This is a genomic window from Pseudomonas sp. 21LCFQ010 (assembly GCF_024129905.1).
In the GTDB taxonomy this organism is placed as follows: Bacteria; Pseudomonadota; Gammaproteobacteria; order Pseudomonadales; family Pseudomonadaceae; genus Aquipseudomonas.
The window spans coordinates 355,505-375,016 of the sequence record NZ_JAMYDZ010000002.1 but is presented as its reverse complement, the minus strand read 5'-3'; the positions used below and the strand labels follow the sequence as shown (position 1 = coordinate 375,016).

The window sequence follows — 19,512 nt, the reverse complement described above, 5'->3', positions numbered from 1 at the left end:
CTGACATGACCCGTTCATTACGCATCCTCTACATCGCGGTATTCATGAGCCTGCTGATCGTGCTGGGGCTCTGGTCGCTGGGCAGTTTCGCCAGCTTCACCAAGACCCCACAACAGACGGTACTCAACGGACGCTGGACCAAGGCGGTGGAAACTCATTACGACGATGAGTTTCCGATCAAGCGCCTGAGCACCAACTTGTGGGCGGCGCTGGACTACAAACTGTTCAACGAGGGCCGCCCCGGTGTAGTCCTGGGTGAGGACCAGTGGCTGTTCACCGATGAAGAGTTTGACGCCATCGCCGGCGGCGAAAAAAACCTGGCCGACAACCTGGCGCTGGTTCGCGGTGTGCAAGACACCCTGAACAAACAGGACGTGAAGCTGGTGCTGGCGATCATTCCGGCCAAGACCCGCCTGTACCCTGAGTTCATCGGTGAACACACCCCGGCGCGCCTGCATGCCGATCTGTACCAGCGCTTCCATCAACAGGTCGCCCAGGCCGGCATTCTTGCCCCTGACCTGCTGCAACCGCTCAAGGACGCCAAGCAGCGTGGCCAGGTATTCCTGCGCACCGACACCCACTGGACCCCGCTGGGTGCCGAAGTCGCCGCGCAGCAACTGGGCATGGCCATTGACCGCCAGGTGCAACTCAATGGTGAGCAGACCTTCGTCACCGCTGAGCAAGGCACTGCCGAGTACAAGGGCGACCTGACCAACTTCCTGCCGCTCGATCCGTTGTTCAGCAACCTGCTGCCCAAGCCCGATGCCCTGCAAAAGCGCAACACCGAAGCAGTCGGTGGCGCCAGTGAAGGTGACGAGGCGCTGTTCGCCGACAGCGAAATCCCGGTGGGCCTGGTCGGCACCAGCTACAGCGCCAACCCGAACTGGAACTTCCTGGGGGCACTCAAGCAGGCGCTGCGCAGTGATGTCGTCAACTACGCCGAAGACGGTCACGGCCCAGTACTGCCAATGCTCAAGTACCTGCAGACCGAAGAGTTCAAAAACAACGCGCCACAAGTGGTGATCTGGGAATTCCCCGAGCGCTACCTGCCGGTACACAACGACCTGGGTGAATTCGATGCCAACTGGATCGCCCAACTGAAAAAGCCGCAAGCCAGCCAGGACAACCTGGCACAGAACACCCAACCATCCGAGTCGCCCGAGCGGGCGCAAAACTGAGAGGACTGCCCTTATGACCTTGAAGACCACTGCCAATCGTTCGGCCAACACCACCCTGATCAAGCGCTGCGCGCTGGCCATGAGCCTGAGCCTGGGACTGGGCATCGCCGCACTGCCGGTGCAGGCCGCCGGTGACGCCGCCCTGTACGGCCCGACCGCCCCGAAAGGCTCGACCTTCGTGCGGGTCTATAACGCCAGCAACAGCGAAGTCAGCGCCAGCGTCGGCAACACGGCGCTCAATGACGTCGCGCCACTGGGCAGCACTGCATTCAGCTTCATGCCGGGCGGCGACTACACCGCCAAACTCGGCAGCCAGAGCGTCCCGGTGAAGCTGGCCAGCGATCATTACTACACCCTGGTCAATCACGCCAACGGCAAACCGCAACTGGTCGAGGAAGCGCCGTTCAAGAACAAGCAGAAGTCTCTGGTGCGCCTGCAAAACCTCAGCGACCAGCCACTGACCCTGAAAACCGCCGACGGCAAGACCGACGTGGTCAAGAGCGTCGCGGCCAAGGGCACTGGCGAGCGTGAAATCAACCCGGTGAAGGTCAGCCTGGCACTGTACAACGGCGACAAAAAAGTCTCCGACGTCAAACCGGTCGCCCTGGAGCGCGGTGAGGCAGCGGTGCTGTACGTCACCGGCAGTGGCAGCAGCCTGTCGCCGGTGTGGGTCAAGCCACCGGTTGAAACTCGCTAACCCGATTGCTGCCCCGGCTCTTGCCGGGGCTCTGGAACAACAACAAGACGCAAGAATGGCAGTACCCGTACAGCCCCTATTGAATACTTCGGAGATGAAGAAAAATGATTCCAGTAATCCTGTCAGGCGGTAGCGGTTCTCGACTCTGGCCACTGTCGCGCAAGCAATTTCCCAAGCAGTTCCTGGCATTGACCGGCGAACACACGCTGTTCCAGCAGACTCTGGAGCGCCTGGTGTTTGAGGGTATGGAAGAACCCATCGTCGTGTGCAACAAGGAACACCGCTTTATCGTCAACGAGCAACTCGCCGCACTGAACCTCGACACCCAGGCGATCATCATGGAGCCGTTCGGCCGCAACACGGCACCGGCCGTGGCGCTGACCGCCATGCTGATGGTCAATGAAGGCAACGACGACCTGATGCTGGTGCTGCCGGCCGACCACGTGATCGAAGATCAGAAAGCCCTGCAACGCGCCCTGGCGCTGGCCACCATTGCTGCCGAACGTGGCGAGATGGTGCTGTTCGGCGTGCCGGCGACCAAACCGGAAACCGGCTACGGCTACATCCGCTCCACTGGCGACTCACTGCTGCCCGAAGGCGTGCGCCGGGTGCAGAGCTTCGTCGAGAAACCCGACGAAAAACGCGCCAAAGAGTTCGTCGAAGCCGGTGGCTACTACTGGAACAGCGGCATGTTCCTGTTCCGCGCCAGCCGCTACCTCGAAGAGCTTAAAAAGCATGATCCGGACATCTACGACACCTGCGTGCTGACCCTTGAGCGCAGCAAGCAGGACGCCGGCAGCATCGACATTGACGAAGCCACCTTCGCCTGCTGCCCGGACAACTCCATCGACTACGCGGTCATGGAAAAGACCCAGCGTGCCTGTGTGGTGCCGCTGAGTGCCGGCTGGAGCGATGTGGGTTGCTGGTCGTCGCTGTGGGAGGTGCACGAGAAGGACAACCAGGGCAACGTCACCAAGGGTGATGTGGTTCTGCAAGACAGCCGCAACTGCATGATCCATGGCAACGGCAAGCTGGTGTCGGTGATCGGCCTGGACAACATCGTGGTGGTGGAAACCAAAGACGCGATGATGATCGCCCACAAAGACAAGGTCCAGGGCGTCAAGCAGATGGTCAACACCCTCAACGAGCGTGGCCGCAGCGAAACCCAGAACCATCTGGAAGTCTATCGTCCGTGGGGCTCCTACGACTCGGTGGACATGGGCGGGCGCTTCCAGGTCAAGCGTATCTCGGTCAAGCCGGGTGCCAGCCTGTCGCTGCAGATGCACCACCACCGCGCCGAGCACTGGATCGTGGTCTCGGGCACCGCCCAGGTGACCTGCGACGAGAACGTGTTCCTGCTCACCGAAAACCAGTCGACCTACATCCCGATCGCTTCGGTGCACCGCCTGAAAAACCCCGGCAAGATCCCGCTGGAAATCATCGAGGTCCAATCGGGCAGCTACCTGGGTGAAGACGATATCGAGCGCTTCGAGGATGTCTACGGGCGCACCGACTCCATCGAGTCGGGGGTCAAGACCCAGACCATCGCGCGCTGATTCAGCACCGCAACACCTGCAGCATCTGATAACGCCCTGCCTTTGTGCAGGGCGTTGTCGTTATGCCGATGGTAGGATGACCCGCATCGTCACGTGCGAGGACACTCTTCCATGCTGATCGGCATCCTGTTGATCCTGACCTGGTTCATCTTGCTACTGCGCAATCCGGCCAAGGCTTTGCCGGTGTCGCTGGTGGCCGCCGTGGCGCTGGGTCTCGTGGCCGCCACGGTCATCTGGCAAGACAGCCGGGAAACCCGCCAGCTGGAGCGCCTCGACCTGCGTTTGAATCTGGCGCAAAGCTGCCCGGCCGACCGACCGTTGCAGGTGAACATCACCAATACCAACAAGACGCCGCTGCGTGAGTTGCGCTGGCGGGTGGCGGTTTATGTGCCGGGCGACACGGTCAACCTGGCGGATAACACCTACAATTCTGCGCGTTATCGTGGGCCGGGTGAGTTGCAGGCTGGCGCTTCGTGGCAGGAGTGTTTGCCATTGCCGGCGTTGCGCAGTGGCTATCGGGCGCAGAGCCTGGAGTTTCGGGCCGAGCATTTGCAGGGGAGTTTTTCCAACTAATTTGGGTGGGGCCAGGTAGGAGCGGCTTTAGCCGCGAATTGGTCTTTAGACTGGTGCATGGACCATTATTGCGGTTGCCTATTCGTCAGGTTCCGCCCTGCGTCCGGCATCGATTCGGGGGCCGGCGCGATGGGCGTCCTGCCCAGCGCACCTGCCCGTCATATCAAGAGCAGTGGCATCCCTGCCAGTTTCTCCCCCGAATCGACGCCTACCCTCGGCCGGCGCCAAGTCGCGATTCGCGTCGTCTGTGCCATCTCGGTTTGAAAAGCAAGAGCAGATCGGCAGCGGCAGCGGCAGCGGCAGACATTAAAAGCAGTATTTATAAGGACTCTATATGCCCATTACTCTGATCACCGGTTGTTCCAGCGGCATTGGCCGTGCGTTGGCTGATGCGTTGCATGCGGCCGGTCATGAGGTTTGGGCCACGGCGCGCAAGGCTGAGGATGTCGCGGCGCTGGCCGCTGCGGGTTTCACTGCTGTGCAACTGGACGTCAACGATGCCGCCGGGCTGGCGCAATTGGCTGCACGGCTGGAAACCCATGGGCTGGATGTGCTGATCAATAACGCCGGTTACGGTGCGATGGGGCCGCTGCTCGATGGCGGTGTCGAGGCGATGCAGCGTCAGTTTGAAACCAATGTCTTTGCGGTGGTCGGGGTGACCCGTGCGCTGTTCCCGGCATTGCGGCGCAATCGCGGCCTGGTGGTGAATATCGGCAGTGTCTCGGGTGTGCTGGTGACGCCGTTCGCCGGTGCCTATTGCGCCTCCAAGGCAGCGGTGCATGCACTCAGCGAAGCGTTGCGTCTGGAGCTGGCGCCGTTCGGTATTCAGGTGATGGAAGTACAACCGGGCGCGATTGCTTCAAGCTTTGCGAAAAACGCCAGCCATGAGGCCGAGCAGTTACTTGATGAACAGTCGCCCTGGTGGCCGATCCGCGAAGGCATCCGCGCCCGTGCGCGTGCGTCCCAAGACAAGCCGACACCCGCTGAAGACTTCGCCCGTGGTGTGGTCGCCGCCTTGCAACGCCCTCGCCCGCCGCGCCTGTTACGGCTGGGTAATGGCTCGAAAGTCATGCCACTGATGGCCTGGCTACTGCCTGGCAGCTTGCTTGGGTTTGCCTTGAAAAAGCGTTTTGGACTGAATGTACAACTGTAAGACACAATGAGTACTCTACAGACACTGATGCAGTCAAAAACCATGCTGCTGATTGTTGGGTGACCGTCCTTTGCACTGTACAACGCTGATAGCCGCTTCAGGAGTCGGCAAAAACAAGTATCGAGCGCGCAGTACAGTTACCTCAAAGTGTCATGCACTTGAGACCAACCAGCGTGAGAATGTCATCGTTCACCAAGCTTTCATTTTGCCAGTGCGGCTTTGTTAAGGTTAACCACACAACCACGGCACGATTTAACTTTTCCCCGGGGAACACTATAGTGATCCTCTCGGCTCAGGCCTGAACTCAAGCGTGCTTTCGCAAGCACGTATCTTTACTGGAAGATCAGAGAAAACATGATTACTCTCCAAGAGCTCAATGACTTCACCAGCAATCCTGAATTGACTGCCAACATAGCGCAGGTTTGGGATTTGATCGGCCAGCATTTCGAGCAGGCGCAGGCCAGTCTGCCGCCAGAAAAGGCAATGCAGCGTCGCGAGTTGTCGTTCCATGACGATGTACTTCTGTTGGGCTATCTTTCTCTTCTGATTGCCGATCTGCCAGGTGACGTGGTGGAAATCGGTGTGTGGAAGGGCAAGTCATTGATGCTGATGAATGAGGCGTGTAACCGCGAACGTCGGATCATTGGTATCGATCCGTTCGTATTGCCAAACCAGTTCGAAGAGTTCAGCCACTATCAGGAAATGATGCTGCCAAACGTAACGGTGCTCCGCGGCTTTTCAGAACTGAGTGCCGAGCGTTTTTACAACCTTATGCCCAAGGTTGCGCTATTGCATATCGATGGAGGGCACGCTGGCCGCAATGTGTTACTGGACTTCCTGCTGTATTCCCCCCGTGTAGTGCCGGGCGGTTTTATCGTGTTTGACGATTACCGCGACTTTCAGCACTCGCCTGAAGTCGGGCCGGCAGTCGACTTGCTTAGGGCCGCCGGCTACTTTCATGGCTTTAACATACTTGGCGGTGTGCATGGCTTCGAAAGCAGTTACGTTCTGCAACGCATGTGATCGTTAGATAGCAGGTGTGCTGGTCTCATAGCCAGCACACCGAGAACCAATTCGGTCAAACCTTCGAGACGGGATTCGCCAGTGAGTAAGCCATGAGCGAACAGACTGATGATTCATGGATGATAGCCCGGCTTACAAGATGCCTCTTAAGACATAAGCGAGGCAGCCAGCGCAAGGCAAAAACAGGCGAGAAATGGTCGCACTCGACTTTACGCGCAGCAATGTCTGCGGTAAGAGCTGTATCAAAGCCTTTGTTGCTGGCAAGGTAATCCCGAATCCCAACAGGAAACCATGTATACGATTGGTCGTTTCTACACGATGAGAAGCCAATGTCTCTCGTAGCCGATGCCGGGCAGAGAGGATCTGTTGCTCCTGTGTCTTGGCGGCAACGTAATAAGTGCGTGCTCTGTAGGCCGCCTCACAGATGGCCTCTGCGTCGATGAAGTCGTTCTTGTTACGGTGGCATAAGGCCTCACATGTTGAGGAGCGATTGCGTCGAACTTCGCGAAGAATGCCAGTCATGAAGTCGAGCAATTGCTTGATGAGCAGTCGCCCTGACAGCCGATCCGCTAAAGTATCCGCGCCCGGGCATGTGCATTGCCGGACAATGCCAACACCCACCGGATGAGAGTCGTGCTTGCTAATCGCGTTACACACAAACTCTGTGGGAGGCTCTGCTGGCGAACAGCATTCAACGCCGATACGTGCTTTACGGCCCCGCCTTGAGTATCACCGTACACGTCATCCCCGCCGCCAGCACAAAATCCTCCGGCCACGGATCAAGCCGGATGCGTACCGGCACCCGCTGGGCCAGGCGTACCCAGTTGAAGGTCGGGTTGACATCGGCCAGCAGCTCACGGCTTTGCGGGTTGTCGCGGTCGTAGATGCCGCGGGCGATGCTGTCGACCCGGCCGGTCAGGCGCTCGCCGCTCATCATCTCCAGTTCTGCCATATCGCCGACCTGCACATGGGGCAGTTTGGTTTCTTCGAAGTAGCCGTAAACCCAGAACGAATGCCGGTCGATCAGCGCCAGCTTGGCCTCGCCGGCATGGGCATAGTCGCCGCGATGCACGTTGAGGTTGGTGATGTAACCGTCCACTGAAGCGCGCACCTGGGTGCGTTGCAGGTTCAGTTCGGCGATTTCCAGACGGGCCTGGGCCTGCCGGTAATCGGCTTCGGCGCTCAAGGCCAGATGCCCTGTATCATCGCGGTTTTCGGCAGAGATCATCCGTGTATCCATGTCGGCGCGGCGCTTGGCATTGCTGGCGCGCATCTGCCAGGCGGCCTTGCGCGCAGCCACTTCGGCGCGGGCCTGCTTGACCGCCAGTTGGTAATAATCGGGGTCGATCTGCAGCAGCAGATCGCCCTTTTTCACTGTCTGGTTATCGCGCACCGCAACATCAACTACTCGCCCGGACACCTCCGGCGCCACGTTGATGATGTCGGCCCGCACCCGGCCATCGCGGGTCCAGGGGGTCTGCATGTAATGCACCCACACCGCACGCCCCAGCGCAATCGCCACGGCCAGGATCAACAAGGTAGCGGCGACACCGAACAGCTTTTTCATCCCAGGTTCTCTCACCAGGCATCAACGATAGAGGCCCAGCGCCAGAGCGCCGAACACACAGACAAACAGGCTCAGGCGCAACAACGCCGGGTGCCAGAACAGGCGGTACAGGTCCAGGCTCGCCAGCAACCGGTCCAACAGCCAGGCAAACAGCATGGCCAGCACAAACAGCAAGCCCATCCCCGGCATGTACAGGTCGAACACAGCGATCTCACGCAGCATCTGGCCCCCCCGCAACAGGCAGTGGCTGACCGAACCCCGCCAGCGGCGATTGCGGATCGAGCAGGCAGGTGCGGATAAAGTGCAGATAACTCTCGACCCGACGCAGTGGCGAGGTCTCGAAATGCGAGGCAAACGGCTCTTCGGTGTGCCTGACCCTGGCAATCGCCCTGTCCACGGCTGCCAGGCTGCGTCCCAGATTGCGTGCATCGGGCTGGATGAACAGGCGGATCAGCGCACGGCCCATGACCCGGATCGACAGCCGCCACGAGCGATGTTGCGCATAGCTGGGATGGACCGGCAGCAGCGCCTGCTCGCGGCGCAGCTCGATGATCGCGTGGCCGATCTCCAGCACCACGAACATCCAGCGCAACAACTCGCGCTGCACCTGCGGCTTACCAGCGGCCAAGGCGTCAGCCTGGTGCATCACGTCGCGGGTCTGGCTTTCGAAGCTCGACCCCAGACGCTCGAGCGGCGCGCTGATGGCAAACACCACCTGGCGGCGCAGGTCGTCCTCCAGATGGCGCCACATCCAGCGGCTGTTGGGCGGCAGGATCACTGCACCGGCCGCTGTGCAAACCAGCATGGCCACCAGCATGGCGAGGTAATCATTGATAAACGCCGACGGATCGTAATGGGCCAGATTGCCCGGCAGTGAACCCATGCAGAAAAACAGCAACAGGCCCAGACCATAGCCGCTCCACTGCGCCCGTGAGGACAGAAAGGTCCCGACCACAAACACTGGCGCCAGCACCATGCATAGCAGCGCGAAACCGTCGATATGCGCAAAGACCACAAAGGTCTCGACAAAGCCGAGCAGCGCCGCCAGTGCCGTACCGCAGCCGATCTGCAGCGACAGACGCCAGGGGTTGGCGTTCATCGAGGACAGCGCCACGGTCACCGCCGCGACCACGATCATGGTCGCGCCACTGGGCCAGGCGGTCAGCACCCACCCGGCACTGAGCAGGCCGACCACCAGGCTGGCGCGAACCCCGGCGCCCCATGCCGCCATGGCGTTAGTGCGATTGACGAAGGGTTCTTGCCACTGTTCACGCACGTGGTTGTGGTCGGCCAGCGAGGCGTGGGTCTGCGCATAGTTGTGCAGGTCGCAGACCAGCCGGTACAGCAGTTCGAACGCCGTGTGAAAGTCCAGCCGCTCGGCTTCACTGGGGCTATCGGCCTCCAGTTCGCGGCGCATCTGCCGTACCCGTGGCGGCAGCTCTTGTTTCCAGTATTCCAGGCCAATCACCAGCCGCGCCGCCGCTTCCAGAGTCAGGGCATGGTCGGCGCAACTTTCCAGCAAACTCGCCAGGCTGAGCACGCCCGGTTCGATGCGTTTGAGCACCCTCGTCAGTTGCTGGCTGCGCAGGCGCTCCAGCAACTGATGCAGAGCATTGAAGCGCGTGGTGACGGCCATGAACTCGCTGTTAAGGCGGTTGATCCGGCCATTGCGCCGCCGCATGTACGGGTCTTCGAACAGGGTCACACTGCGCAGCCCTTCCAGGCCGATAGCCTCTGCAACGAAGCGCAGATTGCCGGCCTCGAAGGCCTCTGGCGGATGGCCCTCACGCAATCCGTCCACGGCAAAGCGGGCAAAGCGGCCAAAGCGCTGGAACAAGCTGTTGCGCAGCGCGGCGCCAGCGCTCTGCGGCAGGATCGCAGCGCTGACCAGGGTGGAGCAGACGATGCCGAGAAAAATCTCCAGCACGCGCCAGACCGCCGCCATGAACGCGGCCTCCGGATGCGCCAGGCTCGGCAGGCCGATCAACGCGGCGGTGTAGCCGGCCAGTACGAAGGCGTAGGCGCGAAAGTTGCGAAAGCGCGCAGCCCCCGCCGCACACAGCCCCACCCACAAGGCCAGGCAACCGAGAAACGGCACTGAGTCCTGCCCGAATAGCGCCATGAGCAGCACCATCATGCTCGACCCCACCAGGGTGCCGAGCAGCCGATAGAAGCTCTTGGCAAACACCTGACCACTTTGCGGCTGCATGACCAGAACCACCGTGATTACCGCGATGCGCGGCTGCGGCAACTCCAGACGCAAGGCCAGCCAGTAAGTCAGATACACCGCCAGCAAGACCTTGGCGATATACACCCAGGTAACGCCGTCGCTGCGCAACCACACATCAAATTCCCGGCGCCAGGGCAAGGCAGCTTCGGGCACGCTAACGCTCATCAGGTCTATGTCCAGAGGTGATTTCTAGTTGTGGTTTGTCGCCAGGCCGGCAGGTATCTGCGGGGCCTTTAACTGCGGTTCGGCAGGAGAATCCTGGCCGGCCTGCAGGCCCCCACCCAAAGCGATCGACAAGTCTGCATAAGCGCTTAACCGCGCGGCCTCGACCTGTTGCTCGATACCCTGCAGGCGCCACAGGCGGGTCTGGCTGTGCAGCACACTCAGGTAGTCGACCAGCCCGCGCTGCCAGGCCAGGCGCGCCAGGGCGCACAGCTCATTGGCCTTGGCCACTGACTCGGCAGCCAGACGTTGTTGCTGCTCAAGGGAGTGACGCCGCACCAGTTGGTCAGCGATGCCTTGCAGGGCGCTGACCAGGGTCTGCCGGTAATGCGCCACCGCCAGGTCGTAAGCGGCGCTGGCCTGACCCAACTCGCCGCGCAGACGCCCGCCGTCGAAGATCGGCAGGCTGATGGCAGGGCCTGCGTTGTACGCCAGCTTACTGGCGGTCAAGAACTCCAGCATGCCGCCACCGGTGGCCATATAGCCGAGGCTGGCAGTCAAATCGACATTGGGATAGAAGCCCGCTTGCGCCACGGCGATGCCCCGCGCCTGGGCGGCGACCTGCCAGCGGCTGGCAACCACATCGGGGCGCTGACCCAGAAGTTGCGCAGGCACAGCAGTGGGCAATGGCAACGGCTGGTGGAGTGTCAGTAACGGCCGCTTGAGGCTCGCCGCGTGCTCCGGCCCAAGCCCGGCCAGCGCGGCCAGTTGGTGGCGGCTCAGCTCAATGGCTTCATGCACGCCGTCGATCTGCCGATGAGTCTCCGGCAGCGATGCTTCGGCCTGGCTCACCTCCAGTTGGGTGCCGATACCGGCTTGCAGACGCCGCCGGGCCAGCTCGGCAATCTGCACCTGCTGGGCCAGCGTCGCATCAAGAATGTCGAGCTGCGCATATTGCAAGGCCAACTGGATATAGGCGTGGATGACATTGCCCTGCAATTGCAGTTGCGCCTGACGCTGCTCGGCGGCGCGTTGCTGAGCGATATCCAGTGCCCGCTCGCTGGCGTTGCGCTCACGCCCCCAGAGATCAAGATCCAGGCTCAGGTTCAGGCCGGCATTGTTGTCCCAAGTGTGGGAGTCAGCCAGATTGCCAGGGCCATAAAAGCCATCCTCGGGCCAGCCTCTACGGGCCAGGCGGCCACCGCTAGTGAGCTGCGCAGCCTCACGGGACTGGGCAACACCGGCCATGGCCTGAGCCTCGCGAACCCGCGCAGTTGCCGCTTGCAGGCTCGGGCTGCCACGGCTGGCGCGTGCGATCCAGGTGTCTAACTGCGGGTCGCCATAGGCACGCCACCACTGCGTCGCCGGCCAGTGGGCGTCACGGTTGGCCAGGTCAATGGCCAGTTCGGCGGTGGGTAGCAGGTCGGTGTGCGGCTGGATGCCTTGGGTGGAAATGCAGCCGTTGAGTAACACGGATACTGCCAGGACATTGAACGTTTCAAGCGCTCTGATGAGGCAACGCGGCAAGGCTGCAAATTCCCGGAGAAATAACGCGACTGTCTGAATGACGGCGATTCTAGGGCGGGCTCAGGAAGGCGATAAGCAGGGCAAAACGGGAATCTTTGTTACCGAAACGGAAATAATCGCCAAAGGAGGATGGACAGAGGCTGGTTACTTCGTGTCACAATTTGCTACAACCGTGATTGACGTTGCTTCCGAGAAGTTCCATGGACACCCTGCAAAACATGCGCGCCTTCAGTTGTGTGGCGCAAGCGGGCAGCTTTACTGCGGCCGCTGCACAACTGGACACTACCACTGCGAATATTTCCCGTGCGGTCTCCAATCTCGAAGCGCACCTGCAGACCCGTCTGCTGAACCGCACCACGCGGCGCATCGCGTTGACCGAAGCCGGCAAGCGCTACCTGCAACGCTGCGAGCAGATTCTGGCGTATGTCGAACAAGCCGAAGCCGAGGCCAGTGATGCCCACGCGCGACCGGCCGGGTTGCTCAAGGTGCATTCGATGCCTGGTATTGGCCAGCACTACGTGATCGACGCCATCGCCCGCTACCGCAGTGACCATCAGGATGTGGCGTTTGACCTGACCCTGACCAATCGGGTGCCGGATCTGCTGGAAGATGGCTACGACGTGTCGATCGTGCTGGCCAGTGAACTGCCGGATTCGGGCTTTGTATCGCAGCGTCTGGGCATCACTTACAGCATCGTCTGTGCCTCACCTGCTTACATCAGGGCGCGGGGCATGGCGCATAAGCCCGCAGACTTGCTGGGGCATGACTGCCTGCGGCTGGTGAGCCCGGTGTTTCCGCTGGACAAGTGGCCGTTTACCGGCCCGGATGGCCAGGAGATGGTCACGCTGAAGAGTTCACCGTTTCTGGTCAATTCGGCCGAAGCGATGAAGACAGCGATTGCCAGCGGCATGGGGGTGGGGATTCTGCCGATCTATTCGGCCATCGACGGCCTGCGTGACGGCACGCTGGTAAGGGTATTGCCGCGCTATCGCTTCCAGGAGCTGAATCTGTATGCGGTGTATCCATCGCGACAGTATCTGGATGCCAAGATCAAGACCTGGGTGGAGTATCTGCGCAGCACCTTGCCGGAGATCCTGGCGGCGGATGAGGCGGATTTGCAGGTGCATACGCTGGATTGAGGTATCCATCGACGGGCTTCATGTCGCGGTAATGGCAATGTAGAATCGCGCGCCCTCCTTATCATCCTGGCGAAATGGACTTTACCTATGCGTATCGCGTCTAAATTGGCACTGATGCTGTTTATCGGTGCACTTCACGGTTGTGCCTTTACCACTGAGACTATTGATATCAATTACCTGCCCGAACCGGGTGTGAGCAAGGTTGCAGGCGCAGAGTCGGTCGCCGTTGCTGTAGAAGTGACAGATAGTCGCCAGGATCGAAGCCGGGTGAGCAGCAAGAAAAATGGTTATGGCATGGAAACAGCGCCGATCCTGGCCAATGAAGACGTTGCAGCCACAGTCCGTCGCGCCCTGACCGAAGAGATCAGGGCCAGGGGTTATCAATCCGCGACAGCGCAGGCCGATGTACAGGTCAACGCGTTGGTGACTCGATTTTACAACGATCACAAATTGGGCTTCTTCTCCGGCGACGCCGTTGCGGACTTCAACATGACCATCAAGGTTGTTGGCGCTGCGAATCGTGAATTGTTCTCCCGCACCATCGCCTCCGAAGGCAAAGAGGCCAACACCCAACTGGCCACAGGTGCCAATGCCAAGCGCGCGCTGGACAAGGCTCTGGCAAACGGTATGCGCACGCTCTTCGCCGATCCGGCATTCATTGCCGCCCTGTCGTCGCATGCCAAGGCAACGGTATCCACAGACAAGACGGGGCATCTGCTTGAAGAACTGGCTGCCGACAAGACCTTGAGCCCGGAAGAATACAAGCGCCGCTACGAAATCATTCGCAGAAACCAAAACTGATTACGGCTCAATCATTCCCAGCAGGAAGCTTTTTACATGCAATTGAAGTCCGCGAGACCATTTTTTCTCGCATTAACCCTCATCAGCCTCTACGGATGCGCCAGCATTGTCAGCGAGTCAAGAACCCCCGTCTCGATCAACTCCTCTCCTGCGGGCGCCTCGTATCAGATCACCAATGAAGATGGAGCCTTGGTGCATTCAGGCGTGACACCTGAGCAGGTGACGCTCAAGGCTGGTGCCGGCTATTTCGATGGCGAGACTTACAAGGTCATTTTTCGCAAGGATGGCTATGCGGAAAATTCCGCGATCATCAATTCCAGAATGAACGGCTGGTACTGGGGAAACATCGTGTTCGGCGGCCTGATAGGCATGTTGATTGTCGATCCGCTCACCGGGGCGATGTACAAACTGCCAGAAAGCAGCTTTGCCCGTCTGGATAATCTCCCTGCAGCGGTTCAGCCAGATCAGATATCAAGCACTTCGTTTAGCCAGGGCAAGAGCAAAGAACAACTGTTGAATGAGCTGGCGGCCGACAAAAGCCTGACCTATGACGAGTACCTGCGCCGGCACAAAATCATCACGCAGGGCGACTGATAAAAAATCAGATATAAAGCTAATGCCGATCCGTTAAGGGCTGCACGGTCTCTGTGGGAACGAGCTCGCTCGTGAAGGCGGCTTTACATCCCACAGCAGATGGAGTGTTTTTACTGGCCTCTTCGTCGGAATGCAGCCCAGACCAAGGTCTCCCACCGAGGGCATACAGTACCTAAGTGAGCAGTATTGATTCTGAGCCTGCATGCCCAGATGAGCTGGCGAAACCTGCTCAACTTTCGGCCACTCATCGGTTGTACGACAAGAAAACGGCTGACCTGTGCGCGGGGGAATGTTAGCGTGCTACTCATTCATCCGCTCAAGAGTGAACGCACAATGAAAAAAACCGTACTCGCCTTCAGCCGTGTCAATCAGGAGATGGCCGAACGCCTGGCGCAGGACTTCAACGTGATTATTCCCGACCCGAAGAAGGGCGATATCAATGCGCAGTTCAACGAGGCATTGCCCGAGGTGCACGGGCTGATCGGTTCGGGGCGCAAGCTGGGGCGTGAGCAGTTGGCGACGGCTGAGCGTCTGGAAGTGGTGTCGAGCATTTCGGTGGGTTACGACAATTATGATGTCGAGTACCTCACGGAGCGCGGTATTGCGCTGACCAACACCCCGGACGTGTTGACCGAAAGTACCGCCGACCTTGGTTTTTCGCTGATCATGAGCAGCGCCCGCCGCGTTGCGGAGCTCGATGCCTACACCAAGGCCGGTAACTGGAAGCGCAGTATCGAGCCGCCGCACTTCGGCACTGATGTGTACGGGAAAACCCTGGGTATCGTCGGCATGGGCAACATCGGCGCAGCCATCGCCCGACGCGGTCGGCTGGGTTTCAACATGCCCATCCTGTACAGCGGCAACAGCCGTAAAAGCGCACTGGAACAAGAGCTGGGCGCGCAGTTCCGTAGCCTGGATCAACTGCTGGCCGAGGCTGATTTCGTCTGCCTGGTGGTGCCGTTAAGCGACAAGACTCATCACTTGATCGGCAAGCGTGAGCTGGGGTTGATGAAGAAAAGCGCCATTCTGGTGAATATCGCCAGGGGGCCGATCGTTGAGGAGCCGGCGCTGATCGAAGCCTTGCACAACGGCACCATTCGCGGCGCAGGCCTGGACGTCTACGAGAAGGAGCCGCTGTCGGAGTCGCCGCTGTTCAAGCTCAGCAACGCGGTGACCCTGCCGCACATTGGCTCGGCCACCACCGAGACCCGCCAGGCCATGGCTGACCTGGCCTACCAGAATCTGCGCAGCGCCCTGCTCGGTGAGCGGCCGCAGAATCTGGTCAATCCGCAGGTGTGGAAGGGCTGATCACGCCAGCTTGCCCGCCGCCGTGCCCGGCACGGCGCGCGGCTTGCTGAACACCAGCACGTTACCGGCCATCACCAACACCAGCCCGAACAGCGCCGGCAGGGTCCACTGGTAGCCCTCGACAAACACCGAGATATTCAGCGCCACCACCGGAAACAGCACGGTGCAGTAGGCCGCGCGCTCCGGGCCCATCCGGCCGACCAGGGTCAGGTAAGTGGTGAAGGCAACCACCGAGCCTGGGATGACCAGATACAGCAGCGAGCCGACATAGCGTACGTTCCATTCGAAGTGCAGCGGCACACCGCTGACCAGGCAATACAGGCTCAGCAGCAACGCGCCATAGAGCATGCCCCAGGCATTGGTCGTCAGCGGCTTGAAACCAGCCTTCTGCTGCAGGCTGGAGAGCATGTTGCCGGCCGAAAAACACAAGGTGCCCAGCAAGGCCAGGCCCAGGCCGATCAGGGTCTCGCGGCTGGCCGTATGCCCGACCAGCTCAGGCCAGAACAGACACGCCAGACCACTGAGGCCCAGCAGCGCACCCAGCAGCACATTACGGGCAATGCGCTGGCCGAAGAACAGACGTGCATTAAGCGCGTTCCACAGCGTGGAGGTGGAGAACACCACGGCAATCAGGCCGCTGGGGATCCACTGGCTGGCCGTGTAGAAACACAGGAAGTTCAGGCAGAACAGACAAAGACCTTGAGCCATACAAATGCCTTGTCCGCGACGGTTCAGTGGTTGCAAGCGGCCGCTGAGCAGCAAAAAGGCGAACAGCACCAGCGCGGCCAGTGCAAAGCGGTAAGCGATCGACAGGGCAATTGCCACTTCGCCCAGTTGCAGCTTCAAGGCGATCCAGGTGGTGCCCCAGATCAGTACGGTGGCCAGATAAAGCGAGAGGTTCATGACGCAGACTCCTGAATGAGCCTTGAGTCTGCGTAGCGGCGAGCTGACCCGCTTGCACAATCTTGCGCATTTGTACGAAGGCCCGATGGCAAGCACCCACGTGCGGCGTAGGATAGCGTCATAGAGGAGTCATCATGTCCGCGCTCGACACCATTCAGGTCTTCCAGTCATTGAACAGTTCACCCCACGCCCGCCTGGAGCGCAGTGCGTGGCTGGGCGACGGTTTGATTGCGGCGCAATGGAACAACCACCATGACCTGCGCGAATACCACTCGCCAAGCCACCACACCCTGTCGTGCTATATCGCCGATGGGACTGGCACCTTTCGCCGGGATCAGCCCGACCAGAAGGGGGCGCCGGGCAAATTATGCGTGCTGCCGGCTGGCCACGAATCAGCGTGGGTCATCAACGGCCAGATCCGCCTGGCGCATCTGTATGTCAGCCCTGAGCAATTGGCGCTGGGCTGCGTCACCCTGCTCGACCGCGAACCTCGGGAGCTGCAACTGCAGGAAAACACCTTTCTCGATGACGCCCGGCAGACCGCGCACTTTCAACAGTTGATCAGCCTCAACTGGCAAGAACCGGGCGAACGTCTGCTGACCAGCAGCCTGGCTCATGAAATGCTCAGCCATGCGGTACTGACCCAAGTCGGCCTGCGTGAAGGGCTGCAACTCAAAGGCGGTCTGGCTCCGCACCTGCGCCGACGTGTACGCGAGTTCATTGAAACGCAACTGGACCAGCCCCTGAGCCTGGGGCAACTGGCCGGGCTGTGTGCCCTGTCGGAATATCACTTTGCGCGAATGTTTCGCGAGAGCTTCGGCACGCCACCGCATCGCTATGTATTGCAGCGTCGTTTGCAGCGAGCTTGCCGGTTATTGCGCGAGACCACCCAGCCGCTGGGTGAGGTGGCGCTGGCCTGCGGATTTGCCAGTGCCAGCCACTTCACCAACCGGTTTCGTCAAACGCTGGAGGCGACACCGGGTGAGTATCGCCAGGTCTTTCGCACGTCCTGCGAAAGGACCTTGCAGGCGCACACAGACGGCGCTCCGCTCTAGCCGCAAAGAGGCCAGTAAAGTCACAGCATCTGCTGCCAATGCAGTGTTCTTACTGGCCTCTTGGTCGGAATGCCACCCAGACCAAGGTCGTTCCCACCGAGGACATGAAGCACTTAAGTGACCGGTATTGCGGCCAAAGCCGCTGCTACCAGCAATCCGGCGCCCGCCAGCGGCAGGATCCAGCGCGGTTTGTAGGGCATCAGAAACACCAACAGCACCGCGCTGCCCATCAACGCTGCCGTCCATTCGACCAGGCCCATCGCCCAGCCACGGCTAGCGACTGCCAGCCAGCCAGCCATGACCAGCAACAGCCAGCCGGTGATTTTCAGGCCACGGCGGCGCTGCACTGAAGGTTTGCCAGCCAGCAGCTCGCTGTAATGGCGCTCCATGGACAGGCACAGCGCCGTAAAGCCCGAGTAACACAGCAAGGCAGGCAGCAGCATCAGTTGGCCTCCTTGATCACGGCACCGGTCATGTCCGTCGGCTCCGCTAACGCAGCCGCCGCGTGTGGGGCCTTGCGCACCTTGGCCGGAGCTTCAGGGCGGTTCCTGAATTTCAGCGCCGCCCAGCCGAGCAGCAGGCCGGTGGCCAGGGCCGTCAGGTCGAAGCCGATCAGCACCCAGCTGCCGCCCTTGAGCGAGGTCAGCAGGTACTGGCTGCTGGTCACAATATCCAGTAGCGGCAACGCGCCAAACAGCAACGCGCCCAGCCCCAACTGCTCACGCCAGGCGGTTTGCCCATTGCGTAACGCGGCATGCAGCACTGACAGCGCCCAGATGATGAAAAATGCATTGACCTCCCAGTCTTCGCGCCCCGGCATGCCCACCGGCAATAGCCGGTTGGCCCAGAACACCGCGACCATGGCAAGCATCAGCCCGGCCATGCTGGAGATATTGAGGATCTGCACCAGCCGCAACTCGAACGGCAGCACACCGGTCTTGGCATGTTTAAGCACCCGCTTGCCGAGCCACATCACCAGCCCCGTGCCGATCATCGCGGTGCCGGCGATGCCGAACACGAAGTACAGCCAGCGCACCACGCTATTGGCGAATTGCCCCATGTGCAGATCCCAGAAGCCTTCGGTAATCAGCGATGGTGCGGCTTTGGCCGGGAGGCTGTCAGACAACAGCGCGCCGCTGGTGGCATCGAAGACCAGGGTATCGCCTTGCTGGCGGGTCACCCGGTCGTGGCCGTTACGGTAGAGAGTCGCTCTGGCATTGGCATCACCCGGATTGTCGATGGTCACCCGGGAAATCATGTTCTCGCCCCAGCGCTCGTCGGCCATGCTCAGCAACGAATCCAGGCGAATCAGCGGTGCCGCCACACCTTGCGCCTTGGGGGTCGCCGAGGCCGGGTATAACTCGTCATAGAAGGCCCTGGTGTTGTCACCGTAGGTGGTGATGATGCTCGCCGGCATCACCAGCGAGGCGAAGAACAACAGGCTGCTGTAGGTGATCATCAGGTGGAACGGCAGCACCAGAATGCCTAACGCATTATGGCCGTCCAGCCAGGAGCGCTGGCCCTTGCCGGGCCTGAAGGTGAAGAACTCCTTGAAGACTTTCTTGTGCACAATGATGCCGGTGATCAAGGCGATGAACATCACCATGGCCGCGATCGTGGTCAGCCAGCGGCCCCAGGGGTAAGGCATTTCCAGTTGGTAATGGAAACGGTAGAAGAAATCACCGCCACGGGTTTCGCGTGCCTGTATCTCAGTGCCGGTCAGCGGGTCGAGGGTCATCCGCTCGAACTTGCCACGCTCACCCGGCTTGGCGGGCTTGCCGACCGCGACCACATTCATCGTCGGATCGCGTTGTTCGGGCAGGTTGATGAACCAGCGCACGGCGCCCGGCGATTTCTCCTGCAGATAATCCTGGGCCACGCGGACAGTTTGCGCGGAGTCCAGCGCCCGCACCTCAAGCTCCGGGGTCATCCAGTGAGTGATCTCGGCACGAAAGTACGACAGCGTTCCGGTCAGGAAAATCGCAAACAGCAGCCAGCCAAAGATCAGCCCGAGCCAGGTGTGCAACCAGGCCATGGCCTGACGCA

General features: G+C 60.5%; 18 protein-coding genes and 1 pseudogene. 11 read left to right on the top strand and 8 right to left on the bottom strand.

The annotated features are described in order from the left end of the window. Window positions 1-5 precede the first annotated feature (5 nt). From NJC38_RS04570 to NJC38_RS04545, 6 genes are all read left to right on the top strand, one after another. Window positions 6-1,178, top strand: coding sequence for an alginate O-acetyltransferase (locus tag NJC38_RS04570; protein ID WP_253111783.1), 1,173 nt, complete (start codon window positions 6-8; stop codon window positions 1,176-1,178). A 13-nt stretch (window positions 1,179-1,191) separates the two neighbouring features. Then, window positions 1,192-1,875 carry an alginate O-acetyltransferase AlgF gene (locus NJC38_RS04565; protein WP_045482977.1) on the top strand — a complete coding sequence of 228 codons (684 nt, stop codon included), beginning with the start codon at window positions 1,192-1,194 and terminating at the stop codon, window positions 1,873-1,875. Window positions 1,876-1,979: 104 nt separating this feature from the next. Beyond that, complete coding sequence (locus tag NJC38_RS04560; protein WP_045482980.1) at window positions 1,980-3,431, top strand: mannose-1-phosphate guanylyltransferase/mannose-6-phosphate isomerase; 1,452 nt, start codon at window positions 1,980-1,982, stop codon at window positions 3,429-3,431. 111 nt (window positions 3,432-3,542) lie between these two features. After that, complete coding sequence (locus NJC38_RS04555; protein ID WP_253111782.1) at window positions 3,543-4,004, top strand: multidrug transporter; 462 nt, start codon at window positions 3,543-3,545, stop codon at window positions 4,002-4,004. 334 nt (window positions 4,005-4,338) lie between these two features. Then, window positions 4,339-5,157 (top strand): SDR family oxidoreductase, encoded by an 819-nt coding sequence (locus tag NJC38_RS04550; protein WP_253111781.1) that lies wholly within the window; start codon window positions 4,339-4,341, stop codon window positions 5,155-5,157. A 354-nt stretch (window positions 5,158-5,511) separates the two neighbouring features. Next, window positions 5,512-6,180: a class I SAM-dependent methyltransferase gene (locus NJC38_RS04545; protein ID WP_253111780.1), complete on the top strand. Its 669-nt coding sequence runs from the start codon at window positions 5,512-5,514 to the stop codon at window positions 6,178-6,180. A 240-nt stretch (window positions 6,181-6,420) separates the two neighbouring features. On the opposite strand, the pseudogene NJC38_RS04540 reads toward NJC38_RS04545, so the two are convergent. The 5 genes and pseudogenes from NJC38_RS04540 to NJC38_RS04520 all read right to left on the bottom strand — a co-directional run. Further along, window positions 6,421-6,671 (bottom strand): annotated as a pseudogene (locus NJC38_RS04540) (transposase); the annotation flags it as partial. Window positions 6,672-6,889: 218 nt separating this feature from the next. After that, complete coding sequence (locus NJC38_RS04535; RefSeq protein ID WP_253111779.1) at window positions 6,890-7,747, bottom strand: HlyD family secretion protein; 858 nt, start codon at window positions 7,745-7,747, stop codon at window positions 6,890-6,892. A gap of 21 nt (window positions 7,748-7,768) precedes the next feature. Beyond that, window positions 7,769-7,969 carry a DUF1656 domain-containing protein gene (locus NJC38_RS04530; RefSeq protein WP_045482991.1) on the bottom strand — a complete coding sequence of 67 codons (201 nt, stop codon included), beginning with the start codon at window positions 7,967-7,969 and terminating at the stop codon, window positions 7,769-7,771. Continuing rightward, entirely contained in the window at window positions 7,959-10,142 is a 2,184-nt protein-coding gene (locus NJC38_RS04525; RefSeq protein ID WP_253111778.1) for an FUSC family protein, read from the bottom strand. The genes NJC38_RS04530 and NJC38_RS04525 overlap by 11 nt, the downstream gene beginning before the upstream one ends. Window positions 10,143-10,166: 24 nt before the next feature. After that, window positions 10,167-11,666: an efflux transporter outer membrane subunit gene (locus NJC38_RS04520; RefSeq protein WP_253111777.1), complete on the bottom strand. Its 1,500-nt coding sequence runs from the start codon at window positions 11,664-11,666 to the stop codon at window positions 10,167-10,169. A 200-nt stretch (window positions 11,667-11,866) separates the two neighbouring features. Here NJC38_RS04520 and NJC38_RS04515 point away from each other — a divergent pair, with 200 nt between their 5' ends. From NJC38_RS04515 to NJC38_RS04500, 4 genes are all read left to right on the top strand, one after another. After that, window positions 11,867-12,805, top strand: coding sequence for a LysR family transcriptional regulator (locus NJC38_RS04515; protein ID WP_253111776.1), 939 nt, complete (start codon window positions 11,867-11,869; stop codon window positions 12,803-12,805). Between the two features lie 87 nt (window positions 12,806-12,892). Continuing rightward, complete coding sequence (locus tag NJC38_RS04510) at window positions 12,893-13,606, top strand: YajG family lipoprotein (RefSeq protein ID WP_253111775.1); 714 nt, start codon at window positions 12,893-12,895, stop codon at window positions 13,604-13,606. A gap of 36 nt (window positions 13,607-13,642) precedes the next feature. After that, window positions 13,643-14,200, top strand: a complete 558-nt coding sequence (locus NJC38_RS04505; protein ID WP_253111774.1) for a hypothetical protein — start codon at window positions 13,643-13,645, stop codon at window positions 14,198-14,200. A 333-nt stretch (window positions 14,201-14,533) separates the two neighbouring features. Continuing rightward, window positions 14,534-15,508 carry a D-glycerate dehydrogenase gene (locus NJC38_RS04500; protein WP_253111773.1) on the top strand — a complete coding sequence of 325 codons (975 nt, stop codon included), beginning with the start codon at window positions 14,534-14,536 and terminating at the stop codon, window positions 15,506-15,508. On the opposite strand, the gene NJC38_RS04495 is transcribed toward NJC38_RS04500, so the two are convergent. Next, window positions 15,509-16,411 carry a DMT family transporter gene (locus tag NJC38_RS04495; protein ID WP_253111772.1) on the bottom strand — a complete coding sequence of 301 codons (903 nt, stop codon included), beginning with the start codon at window positions 16,409-16,411 and terminating at the stop codon, window positions 15,509-15,511. 134 nt (window positions 16,412-16,545) lie between these two features. Here NJC38_RS04495 and NJC38_RS04490 point away from each other — a divergent pair, with 134 nt between their 5' ends. After that, on the top strand, window positions 16,546-17,466 hold the full coding sequence (locus tag NJC38_RS04490) for an AraC family transcriptional regulator (RefSeq protein WP_253111771.1): 921 nt from the start codon (window positions 16,546-16,548) through the stop codon (window positions 17,464-17,466). A gap of 113 nt (window positions 17,467-17,579) precedes the next feature. On the opposite strand, the gene NJC38_RS04485 is transcribed toward NJC38_RS04490, so the two are convergent. Then, entirely contained in the window at window positions 17,580-17,909 is a 330-nt protein-coding gene (locus NJC38_RS04485; RefSeq protein ID WP_253111770.1) for a DUF3325 domain-containing protein, read from the bottom strand. Next, window positions 17,909-19,501, bottom strand: a complete 1,593-nt coding sequence (locus tag NJC38_RS04480) for a PepSY-associated TM helix domain-containing protein (RefSeq protein WP_253111861.1) — start codon at window positions 19,499-19,501, stop codon at window positions 17,909-17,911. The genes NJC38_RS04485 and NJC38_RS04480 overlap by 1 nt, the downstream gene beginning before the upstream one ends. Window positions 19,502-19,512 lie beyond the last annotated feature (11 nt).